We start from the raw sequence: 13,670 nt of genomic DNA on the forward strand, positions 1-13,670 counted from the left end.
ACCCCTGGGAGGGGTGGCCCCATGCGCCGACGACACCTCGCACGCCTGTTCGCCGTTGCAGCCGCCGCGGTCGTCCTGGCCGGTTGCGGTGCCACCATCTCCGGCAAGCCCGTGTCGATCTTCGACGACCCGTTCAAGGTGGCCGGCCTGCAGGCCGCCGACGGCGAGAGCGGCCTGCGGCCCAACGCCGAGGCCCCCAGCCGCAAGGTCGACGGCGGCAACGGCGGCGAGGTCGACGAGATCGCCGCGCAGTCGATCAGCGATCTGGAGACCTTCTGGGACACCGCCTACGGCGAGACTTTCGACGGCCAGTTCACCCCCGTCAAGGCGCTCATCTCGTGGGACTCCGATGACTACGACGGCACCTTCTGCGACGAGTCGACCGCCGGCCTGATCAATGCCGCCTTCTGCGAGGACGACAACACCATCGGCTGGGATCGCGGCGTGCTGATGCCGTCGCTGCGGGCGGCCAACGGGGACATGGCCATCACCATGGTGCTGGCCCACGAGTACGGTCACGCGATCCAGAAGCTGGCCAAGCTGAACAAGAAGGGCACCCCGACCCTGGTCGCCGAACAGCAGGCCGACTGCCTGGCCGGGGTGTACATGCGCTGGGTGGCCGAGGGCAACTCGCCGCGCTTCACCCTGTCCACCGGTGACGGTCTCAACAATCTGCTGGCCGCCATGATCTCCTTCCGCGACCCGCTGCTGAGCCAGGACGACTACTACGACACCGGCGACGAGCACGGCTCGGCGTTCGAGCGGATCTCGGCGTTCCAGTTCGGGTTCACCGACGGGGCGTCGTCGTGCAAGGCGATCGACGCCCAGGAGATCGGTCAGCGCCGCGGTGATCTGCCCGTCGAGCTGCAGTCGGATCAGACCGGCGAGTGGCCGGTCAGCGAGGAGTCCACGAAGGCCATCGTCGATGCGATGAATATCCTGTTCACCCCGAAGAACCCGCCGCAGCTGACCTTCGACACCGGCAAGGCGTCGGCATGCCCGGACGCCCGGCCGAGCCCGCCGGTGTCGTTCTGCCCGTCGACCAACACCATCGCCGTCGACCTGCCGGGCCTGCAGAAGATGGGCACCTCCAACGAGGGTGACGAGACCTCACTGGTGCAGGGCGACAACACCGCCTACTCGGCGCTGGTGTCGCGCTACATGTTGGCGCTGCAGCATCAGCAGGGCGGGCTGGTCCTCGACAACGCCGAGGCGGGGCTGCGCACCGCGTGCCTGACCGGGGTGGCCACCACAAAGCTGTCCAAGGAGGTCACCACACCCGACGGCAACACCGTCGCGCTGACCGCCGGCGATATCGACGAGGCGGTGTCCGGGCTGTTGACCAACGGCCTGGCCGCCAGCGACGTCAACGGCGAGACGGTGCCTGCCGGGTTCTCCCGCATCGACGCGTTCCGCATCGGTGTGCTCGGCGACGAGGACCGCTGCATCAAGCGCTTCCCGTAGGTGCTGGCCACTGTGGGCCCTATGCACGCAAAACGGACCTGCAGCGTGCATAACCCCCACACTCGGGGGTCGCTCAGATCTTTTTGGTAACCCCGTACCAGGACAGGATGGCGTCACCCTCGTCGGTGGATTTGGTCAGCGTCGCATAGGAGCGGATGAAGGACTCCCCCACGCAGCCGTCGATCTTGACGTGGAAGTTGCTGATCGACACCCAGGGCGCGGCGCCCTTGTATTCCTTCTTGGTCACCGGGACGACGTTGATGATGCCGGGCTTGAGGCCCACGGTGATGCCGCCGCCGATGTTGGCGCCGATGCCGGGCAGCAGGCCATCGGGCACCGTGCCGGGGAAGTCGAATCCGGTGTAGCCGATCGACGGGTTGATACCGGCGGTGCCGGTCAGGGAGACGCCGTTGGAGGTGCTCATGTCGATGCCGCAGCCGATCTGATACCCGACCTCGAACACGCCCTTGGGTGTGGATCCGTCGCCGCTGAGCGCGCCGTTGTAGACGCCGCCCACGACGTACTCCCGCGATGAGATCGCCGTGGTCAGCGGAGCCGACGGCATCTGGACCTCATCCTTGGCCGAGACGGTCAGGGTCCAGCCGTCGGGTGATTTGGTGACCGCGGGCGGGGTGGATTCCACCCTGCCGTCGTCGACCGGAGGGGCGGCGGCCGGGTCGGGTGCCGCCGCGGCGACGGGCTGGGCGTCCGGGGCGGCCGGGTCGGGGTCTGCCGAGGCCGGGGCCACCGCAACCGCCAAGAAGCAACCCGCCAGCGCCACCGTTGCCGCACCTCGCACTAACACTGCCCGTCATGCCTTCCCGGGAATCCGCTCGTCCGCCCCGATGCAGGATCGATCGGCACTCCCTGTGGGGAACCTACATGCGGCACCCCTGCACTGCTAACCGGTTGCGGAACCGTCAGCGTTACGCCATCACCACCAGGCCGAGCTCGTTGTCGGCGGCCAGCAGCGGGTTATGCGGCAGCACCCGCACGGTGTAGCCGACCGATCCGGCCACCGGGAGCGGCGTCGTCGTGGAAAACAGCTCGGTGTCGCCGTCGCCTGGCCCGGTATGGGTCATCGGCACACACGTCGGCTCCTGCAGGATGTCGGTGTCATCGACGCGGCCCAGCACCGCCTCGACGACGACCTCGTCGGGCAGCAGGCCGGCGAGGCGCACAGCGGCGGTCAGCGTCAGCTCGGAGCCCAGCAGCGGAGTGTCCGGCAGGCCGGTGCTGTCGACGTCGGTGATGGCGACGTTGGGCCACGCTTCCCGTGCCCGCAGCCGGTAGGCGCTCAGTTCGCGGGCCGCGCCGAACGGCAACCCGTCGACGGACTCGACGGTTCGGCGCCGCGACTGTGCGGCCGGCGCGTAGTACTTCTCGGTGTAGTCGCGCACCATCCGCGAGGCCAGAACTTTGGGGCCCAGCGTCTGCAGGGTGTGGCGGACCATCTCGACCCACCGGGTCGGCACGCCGGCCTCGTCGCGGTCGTAGAACCTGGGCCCCACCGACTGTTCCAACAGGTCGTAGAGGGCGGCGGCTTCCAGGTCGTCACGGCGGCCCTCGTCGGCCAGGCCGTCGGCGGTCGGTATCTCCCAACCGTTTTCGCCGTCGAACCACTCGTCCCACCAGCCGTCGCGGATCGACAGGTTCAACCCGCCGTTGAGTGCGCTCTTCATCCCGGAGGTGCCACACGCCTCCAACGGCCGCAACGGATTGTTCAGCCACACATCGCATCCCCAGTACAGCAACCGCGCCATCGACATGTCGTAGTCGGGCAGGAAGGCGATGCGATGGCGGACCTCGGGCCGGTCGGCGAACTTGACGATCTGCTGGATGAGGGCCTTGCCGGCATCGTCGGCGGGGTGCGACTTGCCTGCGACGATGAGCTGCAGGGGCCGGTCCGGATCGAGCAGCAGGGCCTCGAGGCGCTGCGGGTCACGCAACATCAACGTCAGCCGCTTGTAGGTAGGCACCCGGCGGGCGAAGCCGATGGTGAGCACATCGGGATCGAAAGCCGTTGCTATCCAACCTAGTTCAGCCTCCGATGCGCCCCGCTCGTGCCAGGACCGGCGCAGCCTGCGGCGCACATCCTCGACCAGTGTCGCCCGCAGCTGAGATCGGATCCACCAGATGTGACCGGAGCCGACTTCCTGCAGGCGCTGCCACACCTGGGGCTCGCGCAACGCCTCGGTGGAACCGGCGAGCTCGCGGCCGAGCTGCAGCCACTGCGGCGCCGCCCAGGTCGGTCCGTGCACGCCGTTGGTGATCGACCCGATGGGTACGTCCCCGGGGTCGAACCCCGGCCACAGCTCCTCGAACATCTGCCTGCTGACCCGGCCGTGCAGCAGCGATACCCCGTTGGCCCGCTGCGCCAGCCGCAGACCCATGTGCGCCATGTTGAACTTCGTCGGATCGTCCTCGGCGCCGAAAGCCAGCACCCGGCCCACCGGCACCCCGGGCAGCAGCCCGTCCGGCCCGTCGTCACCGAAGTAGCGCTGCACCATCTCCACCGGGAACCGGTCGATCCCCGCGGGCACCGGGGTGTGCGTGGTGAACACGGTGCCCGCGCGGACGACGGTCAGCGCGGTGTCGAAGTCCAGCCGCTCGGCGGCCATCAACTCCCGGATCCGCTCCACTCCGAGGAACCCGGCGTGGCCCTCGTTCATGTGGAACACATCCGGTGCGGGCAAGCCTTCGACGGCGGTGAACGCGCGGATGGCCCGCACCCCGCCGATACCGGCCAGCAGCTCCTGCTTGATCCGGTGTTCCTGGTCGCCGCCGTAGAGCCGGTCGGTGACGTTGCGCAGGTCGTGCTCGTTCTCGGGGATGTCGGAATCGAGCAGCAGCAGCGGTATCCGGCCGACCTGGGCCACCCAGACCCGCGCCCGCAGCCGCTTGGACTCCGGCATCGCCAGCTCCACCAGAACCGGTGCGCCCGCGGCGTCGGTCAGTAGCCGCAGCGGCAGCCCCTGCGGGTCCAGCGACGGATAGTTCTCGCGCTGCCAGCCGTCGGCGGTCAGCGACTGCCGGAAGTACCCGGAGCGGTAGTACAGGCCCACGGCGATGAGCGGCAGGCCCAGATCCGAGGCCGATTTGAGGTGATCGCCGGCCAGGATGCCCAGACCGCCGGAGTAGTTCGGCAGCACCTCGGCGACCCCGAACTCCATCGAGAAGTAGGCGATGCCGGTCGGCATGGTTGCCGGGTCCTGTTCCTGGTACCACATGGGGCGGGCCAGGTAGTCGTCGAGATCGTCGGCCAGCTGGTCCAGGCCGGCCAGGAAGCCGTCGTCCTTGGCGAGCTCGTCGAGCCGCTTGGGTGATACCGCGCCGAGCAACGCGACCGGGTCCTGACCGGTCCGGGCCCACAGCTGCGGGTCGATGGCGGCGAAGAGGTCCTGCGTCGGTTTGTCCCACGACCAGCGCAGGTTCGTCGACAACCGGCCCAGGGCCGACAGTCGCTCGGGCAGGTGGGCACGGACTGTGAACCTACGCAGCGCCTTCACGTGACCCAACCTTACTGAGGCCGCTGGCCGAGCGTGCGCTTCTTCCCCTCGCACCCACTCGGCCCACTACGGTGTGAACTGGGCGTGATGCGGTTACCCGAGAAGGCACGGACGAGGAGACCGACGGATCCGGCGAGGCGCTGGCTAAGTCGTACAAGGCAGAAGTCGTACAACTCAGAAATAGGAGTGGTTGGGTGCCCGGTCGGATCGAGATCGATGACGTCGCGCCCGTTGTGTCCTGCGGTACCTACCCGGCCAAGGCTGTCGTCGGCGAGGTGGTGCCGGTGTGCGCGTCGGTATGGCGCGAGGGGCATGACGCGGTGGCCGCGACGCTGGTGGTTCGCTACCTGGGCCCGTCCTATCCGCAGCTGGGCCAGAACCCGGCCCGCCGCATCAAGGCCCTCGAGGCCGCCGAGGCGGCATCGACACCCGCAGCCGCAGCCGCCAACCGGGTCAAACCGCAGCTGTACTCCATGACGCTGGGCACCACCCCGGATCTCTACCACGGGCAGTTCGTGCCCGACCGGGTCGGCTTGTGGACGTTCCGGATCGACGGTTGGGGCGACCCGATCACCACGTGGCACCACGCGGTGACCGCCAAGCTCGAGGCCGGGCAGGGCGAGTCCGAACTAGACAACGACCTGCTGGTCGGTGCCCGGCTGCTCGAGCGTGCGGCCACCGGCGTGCCGCGCGACCGGCGTACCCCCCTGCTATACGCGGCGGCCGCGCTACGGCAGCCGGGTGACCCCGTGACTCGCGCCGCACTGGCGCTCTCGCACGAGGTCACCGATCTGCTGGCCGCGTTCCCGCTGCGCGAGCTGGTGACCCGCGGCAGCACCTACGGGGTGTGGGTGGACCGGCCGCTGGCCCGGTGCAGCGCCTGGTACGAGTTCTTCCCGCGCTCGACGGGAGGCTGGGACGATCAGGGCCGCCCGGTCCACGGAACGTTCGCGACGTCGACCGCGGCACTTCCGCGCATCGCCGCGATGGGGTTCAACGTGGTGTACCTGCCGCCGATCCACCCGATCGGGAAGGTGCACCGCAAGGGCCGCAACAACACGGTGACCGCCGAGGCCGATGACGTCGGATCGCCGTGGGCGATCGGTAGCGACGAGGGCGGGCACGACGCCGTCCATCCCGACCTGGGCACCCTCGAGGATTTCGACCGCTTCGTGGCCGCCGTGCGGGACAACGGCATGGAGCTGGCCCTGGATCTGGCGTTGCAGTGCGCCCCGGACCACCCGTGGGCCAAGGATCACCGGCAATGGTTCACCGAACTACCCGACGGGACGATCGCCTACGCGGAGAACCCGCCGAAGAAGTATCAGGACATCTATCCGCTCAACTTCGACAACGACCCCGGTGGTCTCTACGACGAGGTTCTGCGGGTGGTGCGGCACTGGATCGACCACGGCGTCAAGATCTTCCGGGTCGACAATCCGCACACCAAGCCGCCGAACTTCTGGGCGTGGCTGATCAGTCAGGTCAAATCGGTCGACCCCGACGTGCTGTTCCTGGCCGAGGCGTTCACCCGCCCGGCCCGGTTGAACGGTCTGGCGAAACTCGGCTTCACCCAGTCGTATTCGTACTTCACCTGGCGAACCGCCAAGTGGGAGATCGAGCAGTTCGGCCGTCAGATCGCCGAACACGCCGACTACACCCGGCCCAATCTGTTCGTCAACACCCCGGACATCCTGCACGAGAGCCTGCAGGTGGGCGGCCCGGGGATGTTCGCCATCCGTGCGGTGCTCGCCGCCACCCTGGGCACCTCGTGGGGCGTATACGCCGGTTTCGAGCTGTTCGAGCACCTGCCGGTGCGCGAGGGCAGCGAGGAGTACCTGAACTCCGAGAAGTACGAGTTGCGCCCCCGAGACTTCGAGGGTGCCCTGGCGCACGGACATTCGCTGGAGCCCTTCCTCAAGCGGCTCAACGAGATTCGCCGGGTTCATCCGGCGCTGTGCCAGATGCGCACCATCACCTTCCACAACGTCGACAATGACGCGCTGCTGGCCTACAGCAAGTTCGATCCGATCACCGGTGACACGGTGCTGGTGGTGGTCACCCTGAATGCGTTCAGCGCCGAAGAGGGAACGGTGTGGCTGAACATGGCCGCTTTGGGTATGCAGCCCTACGACCGGTTCTGGGTTCGGGACGAAATCTCCGGGGAGGAATACCAGTGGGGCCAGGCGAACTACGTGCGGATCGAGCCGTCACGGGCGGTGGCGCACGTGCTGAACATGCCGCTGATCCCGCACGACCAGCGGGCGACCCTGCTTCGGCGGGACTGACGGCGACGAAAGGAGCCCAGGCGCAGATGACGAGGACAGAGAAGCTCGCCAGCCCATACCTGGCGCCGGATCCCGGCGAGGTGGCCCGCCTGGTGGCCGGGGTGCACCACGATCCACACAGCATCCTGGGCGCCCACGAGTACGACGACCACACGGTGATCCGTGCGCTGCGCCCGCACGCGCAACAGGTGGCCGCGATCGTCGGTGGCCGGCGCCACGACTTCACCCACGTCGATTCCGGCCTGTTCGCGGTGGCGCTGCCGTTCACGAACCTCGCCGACTACCGCCTCGAGGTCAGGTACCCGGCCGGCGACGGTCAGTCGCACACCCTCACCGTCGCCGACGGCTATCGGTTCCTGCCCACGCTGGGCGAGATGGACCTGCACCTGTTCGCCGAGGGCCGCCATGAGCGGCTGTGGGAGATCCTCGGCGCCCACCCGCGGTCGTTCACCACACCTGACGGCGTGGTCGACGGTGTCTCGTTCGCCGTGTGGGCTCCGAATGCCAAGGGCGTCAGCCTGATCGGCGAGTTCAACCACTGGGACGGCAACGACGCCCCGATGCGGGTGCTGGGGTCCTCCGGGGTGTGGGAGCTGTTCTGGCCCGACTTCCCCGTCGACGGTCTCTACAAGTTCCGGGTGCACGGTATCGACGGCTCGGTCACCGACCGCGCCGACCCGTTCGCCTTCGCCACCGAGGTACCGCCGCAGACCGCGTCGAAAGTGAACGTGTCGCACTACACCTGGGACGACACCGACTGGATGACGCAGCGGGCGAACCACAATCCGGTGTTCGAGCCGATGAGTACCTATGAGGTGCATCTGGGCTCGTGGCGCCCGGGACTGAGCTACCGCCAGCTCGCCGAGCAACTGACCGACTATGTTGTCGCCCAGGGCTTCACCCACGTCGAATTGCTGCCGGTCGCCGAGCATCCGTTCGGCGGGTCCTGGGGCTATCAGGTGACGTCCTACTACGCGCCGACGTCGCGGTTCGGCTCCCCCGACGATTTCCGCTTCCTGGTGGACGCGCTGCACCAGGCCGGCATCGGGGTGATCGTCGACTGGGTGCCCGCACACTTCCCGAAGGACGGCTGGGCGCTCGGGCGCTTCGACGGCACCGCGCTCTATGAGCATTCCGACCCGCGCCGTGGTGAGCAACTCGACTGGGGCACTTATGTGTTCGACTTCGGGCGGCCCGAGGTGCGCAACTTCCTGGTGGCCAACGCGCTGTACTGGCTGCAGGAGTACCACATCGACGGCCTGCGGGTGGACGCCGTGGCCTCGATGCTCTACCTGGACTACTCCCGCCCGGCCGACGGCTGGACGCCGAACATCTACGGCGGCCGGGAGAACCTCGAGGCGGTGCAGTTCCTGCAGGAGATGAACGCCACCGTCCACAAGGCAGCACCGGGCATCGTCACGATCGCCGAGGAGTCGACGTCCTGGCCCGGTGTCACCCGACCGACCAACCTTGGCGGCCTTGGCTTTTCGATGAAGTGGAATATGGGGTGGATGCACGACACCCTGGACTACATCAGCCGCGACCCGATCTATCGCACCTATCACCATGGTGAACTGACGTTCTCGTTGCTGTATGCGTTCAGCGAGAACTTCGTCCTGCCGATCAGCCACGACGAGGTGGTGCACGGCAAGGGCACGCTGTGGGGCCGCATGCCGGGCAACGACCACGTCAAGGCGGCCGGGCTGCGCAGTCTGCTCGCCTACCAGTGGGCGCACCCCGGCAAGCAGCTGCTGTTCATGGGCCAGGAGTTCGGCCAGCGCGCCGAGTGGTCCGAGGAACGCGGGCTGGACTGGTATCAACTCGACGAGAACAGCTACTCCGGCGGGGTGCTCAGGTTCGTCACCGACATCAACCAGATTTATCGCAGCCGCCCCGCGCTGTGGAGCCAGGACACCCGGCCTGAGGGCTATTCCTGGATCGACGCCAACGACTCGGCCAACAACGTGCTGAGCTTCCTGCGCTACGGCAGCGACGGGTCGGTGCTGGCTTGCGTGTTCAACTTCTCCGGCGCCGAGCACAGCCGCTACCGGCTGGGTCTGCCGCACGCAGGCAGCTGGCGGGAGGTGCTCAACAGCGACGCGACGATCTACAACGGCGCGGGGGCGGGCAACTTCGGCGCCGTCGAGGCCACCGACGACCCGTGGCACGGTCGCCCGGCCTCTGCGACGCTGGTGCTACCGCCCACGTCGGCGATCTGGCTCGAACCGGCCCCCTGACCTCTCATCGGCGAGTGTGCGGTTTCATCCGCAACACGCCGCGGCCAGCGGATGAGGATGCACAGTCGAGGAGCTAGTACAGCGCGTTGGCGAGGTTGCGCCGGCCCTTGATCACGTCCGGATCGGCGGGGTCGAACAGCTCGAAGAGCTCGATGAGCCGGGTGCGCACCGAGGTGCGCTCGTCGCCGGCTGTTCGCCGCACCAGGGCGATCAGCCGGTCGAAGGCGGCGCCGACATCCTGATTGAGCAGTTCCACGTCGGCCGCGGCGAACGCTGCCTCGATGTCGTCGGGGGCCGCGGCAGCCACCGCGAGGGCGTCGGGCCGTTGCGCGGTGGCGCGCTGCAGAAAGGTGATCTGCCGCAGCGCACCCTTGGCCTCGACGTGGTTGGGGTCGGTGTCGAGGATGGCCTGATAGGCCGCTGCGGCGGCCGGGAAGTCACCGGACTCCAGATGCTCGCGCGCCTGGTCCACCGCGGGGTCGACCGGCTCGGCATCGGATTCGGCTGCACCGGCGAGCTTTCCGGCTGTTGCCGCCAGCAGCGAGTCGACCCACCGCCGCAACTGTTCGGGGGGCTGCGGACCCTGGAAACTGGCCAGCGGCTGACCACCGGCCAGCGCGACCACGGTCGGCACGGCCTCGATGCCGAACATCTGCGCGACCCGCGGCACCACGTCGACGTTGACCGTGGCCAGCGACCACTTTCCGTTGTCGGCGGCGGCCAGGGCGGCGAAGACGTCGATCAGCTCGACGCAGACTTCACTGCGCGGCGACCAGAGCACCACGACCACCGGGAGCTGACCGGAGCGGACCAGCACCTCGGCTTCGAAGTTGGCTTCGGTGATCTCAACACCACCGGCGGGTGCCGCACCGCCAGCAGGTGCCGCGCCGCCGGCAGGCGCCTGGGCCCGTTGCTTGAGTCCCGAAAGGTCGATGGCACCGGCCAAAGCCGGCGAGATCGGGGGGCGTGGACGTGTCACGCCCACAAGTCTGTCATGTCCGCAACGGAGCCGAATCCGACGCCGCTGCAGACCCCTTCCCGGAGTGGTCAGAGGTGGTTTCGGGGCCCAATTTCGCGCTCCGATCCGCCCATATGAGGAAGATCACACTGCCGAGCGGCACAATGCTGCCCAGCAACGCCAGCAACCACGTTCCCAGACGCCAGGAATAGGCGATACCGGCCAGCACCGCGGTGACCACGAACGCGATGAACACCAGCCCGTGAGCCATCCCGAAGATCTTCACGCCAATCTCGGTGCGCGGGCTGCCCAGGTACTTGAAGTACATGCCGATTAGCAGGCCCACCCACGTCAGGGCTTCGGCCAGCGCCACCACGCGGAACCGTCCCGCGGTGCTACGGATATCGAATGTGCTCGTCATGGCGCCATTGTGCCGCAGCGCCGGCCCAGCTACTACGCACCGTCGTTGGTCAGCCGGCGCGGAGGATCAACGCGTCGCCCTGGCCACCGGCACCGCACAGCGCCGCCACCGCATAGCCCGAACCGCGCCGGGACAGCTCCAAGGCGGCGTGCAGGGTGATGCGCGCACCCGACATACCGATCGGATGGCCCAGCGCGATCGCCCCGCCGTTGAGGTTGACCTTGGCCGGGTCGACGCCCAACTCCCGGGTCGATGCCAGCGAGACCGCGGCGAACGCCTCGTTGATCTCGAGGACGTCGAGTTGGTCGACGGTGATGCCTTCCCGGGCCACGGCCTTCTTGATGGCGTTGGCGGGCTGGGACTGCAGGGTGGAATCGGGGCCGGCGACCACACCGTGGGCGCCGATCTCGCAGAGCCAGCTCAGGCCCAGCTCCTGCGCCTTGGTCTTCTTCATCACCACGACAGCGCAACCGCCGTCGGAGATTTGGGAGGCCGATCCGGCGGTGATGGTGCCGTCCTTGCGGAAGGACGGCTTGAGCCCGGACAGCGACTCGGCGGTGGTGTTGGCACGGATGCCCTCGTCTTCGGCGAACTCGATCGGATCACCCTTGCGCTGCGGGATCGATACCGGGACGACCTCGTCGGCGAACACCCCGTCTTTCCAGGCCGCTGCGGCCTTCTGGTGTGAGCTCGCGGCAAACTCGTCCTGCTCGAGACGGGTGAACTTGTCGGCGTCGTTGCGCTGCTCGGTGAGGGCACCCATCGGCTGGTCGGTGAACACGTCGTGCAGGCCGTCGTAGGCCAGATGATCGAGCATCGTGACGTCGCCGTACTTGTAGCCATCGCGGCTGTTCATCAGCAGGTGCGGCGCCCTGGTCATGGACTCCTGGCCGCCGGCCACCACCACGTCGAACTCACCGGCGCGGATCAGCTGGTCAGCCAGTGCGATGGAGTCGATGCCGGACAGGCACATCTTGTTGATGGTCAGCGCGGGCACGTCCCAGCCGATCCCGGCCCCCACCGCCGACTGGCGGGCCGGCATCTGGCCGGCACCGGCGGTCAGCACCTGGCCCATGATCACGTACTCAACCAGCGAGGCGGGGACACCGGCCTTCTCCAGGGCGGCCCTGATGGCGATCGCGCCCAGATCGCTGCCCGAGAAACCCTTGAGCGAACCCGACAGTTTGCCGATCGGTGTACGTGCTCCAGCAACGATCACAGACGTCGTCATTACTACCTCCACGGGCGTTTAGAGCCGCAGGTATGCGGCTAATCACAGATCCCCCGGTGTTGGATCCGATGTCGTTAGGTTACCTTTGCGTTATGACCGCTGAGCAAGTTGATGCCCGTCCAGTTCTGGCCGGCGCACTCGTCACGGCCGTTGACCACATCGGCATCGCAGTGCCAGATCTCGACGCTGCGATCCAGTGGTACCACGAGCATCTCGGGATGATCCTCGTGCACGAGGAGATCAACGAAGACCAAGGCATTCGCGAGGCCATGCTGTCGCTGCGCGGCGCGGGCAGCGAGTGCGCCCAGATCCAGCTGATGGCTCCGCTGGACGAGAACTCGACCATCGCCAAGTTCATCGACAAGCGCGGTCCTGGCATCCAGCAGATGGCCTACCGGGTCAGCGATCTCGACGCCGTCTCCGAGCAGCTGCGCAGCCAGGGTGTGCGGCTGATCTACGAAGCCCCCCGGCGAGGAACCGCCAACTCGCGGATCAACTTCATCCACCCCAAGGACGCCGGTGGCGTGCTGGTGGAACTCGTCGAAAAGGCCGCCGAGCACTAGTCGCTCAGGACCACTTTCGGGTCGGTCCGCGCGAGGCACGGTTGGCCCAGCACGGCGTATGCCAGTGCCGCCTGTCGTCGACGCCGGCTTCTCCGTCCTCAGTTCGCCACACCACCACATGGGCTGTGCCGGAACGGATCTCGTGATCACAACCGGGGCACCGATAGTTCTTGGTGGCGCGGGCGGCCGTGACCGGGCGCACCTCGTAGTCGTAGCCGTCTGCACCGATCTCGATCCGGCGCCGGCTCAGCGGCGGCGGCAGGCCGGTGCCGGTACGACGTTCCGGTCTGCGGCGGGGCATCAGAACAGCCGGAACTCGTCGCTGTCCATACCGCGCATCTTGTCGTAATCCAGTGTCAGACAACGGATTCCGCGATCGGTTGCCAGCGTGCGCGCCTGCGGTTTGATCTGCTGGGCGGCGAACACTCCGCTGACCGGGGCCAGCAGGCTGTCCCGGTTGAGCAGTTCCAGATAGCGAGTGAGCTGCTCGACGCCGTCGATCTCACCGCGGCGTTTGATCTCGATGGCCACCGAGCGGCCCTGTTCGTCACGCGCGAGGATGTCCACCGGGCCGATGGCGGTCATGTACTCCCGGCGCACCAGGGTGTAGCCCTCGCCGAGCAGCTCGATGTGTTCGGCGAGCAGCTCCTGCAGGTGGGCTTCCACCCCGTCCTTGACCAAGCCCGGATCGATGCCCAGCTCGTGGCTGGAATCGTGTTCGATGGCCTCCAGCGTGATGCGCAGCTGTTCGCCCGTCTTGTTCTCCACCACCCAGACGGGCAGCGGGCCGTCGTCGGCCTCGGTCAGCCAGCAGGGCGGGCTCATCCAGTTCAATGGCTTGTACGCACGGTCGTCGGCATGCACGCTGACCGAACCGTCGGCCTTGACGAGCAGCAGTCGCCGCGCGGAAGGCAGATGGGCGGTGAGCCGGCCGATGTAGTCGACGGTGCACTGGGCAATCACGAGGCGCACGGCACAAGCTTAGGGTGTGGCTGCCCC

Annotated in this window: 11 protein-coding genes; 4 read left to right on the forward strand and 7 right to left on the reverse strand. The window is 67.7% G+C overall.

The features are described 5' to 3' along the window. Window positions 1-21 precede the first annotated feature (21 nt). Window positions 22-1,464 carry a neutral zinc metallopeptidase gene (locus OG976_RS05750; RefSeq protein ID WP_328359086.1) on the forward strand — a complete coding sequence of 481 codons (1,443 nt, stop codon included), beginning with the start codon at window positions 22-24 and terminating at the stop codon, window positions 1,462-1,464. Window positions 1,465-1,537: 73 nt separating this feature from the next. Here OG976_RS05750 and OG976_RS05755 read toward each other — a convergent pair whose 3' ends face one another. Then, window positions 1,538-2,245 carry an MspA family porin gene (locus tag OG976_RS05755; protein WP_442930434.1) on the reverse strand — a complete coding sequence of 236 codons (708 nt, stop codon included), beginning with the start codon at window positions 2,243-2,245 and terminating at the stop codon, window positions 1,538-1,540. A gap of 145 nt (window positions 2,246-2,390) precedes the next feature. After that, a complete protein-coding gene (gene glgP / locus OG976_RS05760; protein WP_328359089.1) occupies window positions 2,391-4,973 on the reverse strand; it encodes an alpha-glucan family phosphorylase in 2,583 nt (860 codons plus the stop codon). Window positions 4,974-5,167: 194 nt separating this feature from the next. Here glgP and OG976_RS05765 point away from each other — a divergent pair, with 194 nt between their 5' ends. Then, complete coding sequence (locus OG976_RS05765; protein WP_328359092.1) at window positions 5,168-7,261, forward strand: alpha-1,4-glucan--maltose-1-phosphate maltosyltransferase; 2,094 nt, start codon at window positions 5,168-5,170, stop codon at window positions 7,259-7,261. A 26-nt stretch (window positions 7,262-7,287) separates the two neighbouring features. Then, the gene (gene glgB / locus OG976_RS05770) at window positions 7,288-9,498 is read left to right on the forward strand and encodes a 1,4-alpha-glucan branching protein GlgB (protein WP_328359095.1); all 2,211 of its coding nucleotides are present in this window, start codon (window positions 7,288-7,290) and stop codon (window positions 9,496-9,498) included. Between the two features lie 73 nt (window positions 9,499-9,571). On the opposite strand, the gene OG976_RS05775 is transcribed toward glgB, so the two are convergent. From OG976_RS05775 to OG976_RS05785, 3 genes are read right to left on the reverse strand one after another with little or no spacing between them, the layout of a single operon-like run. Continuing rightward, window positions 9,572-10,477 (reverse strand): tetratricopeptide repeat protein, encoded by a 906-nt coding sequence (locus OG976_RS05775; RefSeq protein ID WP_328359097.1) that lies wholly within the window; start codon window positions 10,475-10,477, stop codon window positions 9,572-9,574. 13 nt (window positions 10,478-10,490) lie between these two features. Beyond that, on the reverse strand, window positions 10,491-10,877 hold the full coding sequence (locus OG976_RS05780) for a DUF3817 domain-containing protein (protein WP_328359099.1): 387 nt from the start codon (window positions 10,875-10,877) through the stop codon (window positions 10,491-10,493). A gap of 49 nt (window positions 10,878-10,926) precedes the next feature. Further along, complete coding sequence (locus tag OG976_RS05785) at window positions 10,927-12,108, reverse strand: acetyl-CoA C-acetyltransferase (protein WP_328359101.1); 1,182 nt, start codon at window positions 12,106-12,108, stop codon at window positions 10,927-10,929. A gap of 92 nt (window positions 12,109-12,200) precedes the next feature. On the opposite strand from OG976_RS05785, the gene mce reads away from it, so the two are divergent. Continuing rightward, window positions 12,201-12,671 carry a methylmalonyl-CoA epimerase gene (gene mce, locus OG976_RS05790; RefSeq protein WP_328359104.1) on the forward strand — a complete coding sequence of 157 codons (471 nt, stop codon included), beginning with the start codon at window positions 12,201-12,203 and terminating at the stop codon, window positions 12,669-12,671. A gap of 4 nt (window positions 12,672-12,675) precedes the next feature. On the opposite strand, the gene OG976_RS05795 is transcribed toward mce, so the two are convergent. Continuing rightward, the gene (locus OG976_RS05795; protein WP_328359107.1) at window positions 12,676-12,972 is read right to left on the reverse strand and encodes a hypothetical protein; all 297 of its coding nucleotides are present in this window, start codon (window positions 12,970-12,972) and stop codon (window positions 12,676-12,678) included. Next, window positions 12,972-13,643 carry an endonuclease NucS gene (gene nucS / locus OG976_RS05800; RefSeq protein ID WP_328359110.1) on the reverse strand — a complete coding sequence of 224 codons (672 nt, stop codon included), beginning with the start codon at window positions 13,641-13,643 and terminating at the stop codon, window positions 12,972-12,974. The genes OG976_RS05795 and nucS overlap by 1 nt, the downstream gene beginning before the upstream one ends. Between the last annotated feature and the right edge of the window lie 27 nt (window positions 13,644-13,670).

Source organism: Mycobacterium sp. NBC_00419, assembly GCF_036023875.1.
Lineage (GTDB): Bacteria > Actinomycetota > Actinomycetes > Mycobacteriales > Mycobacteriaceae > Mycobacterium.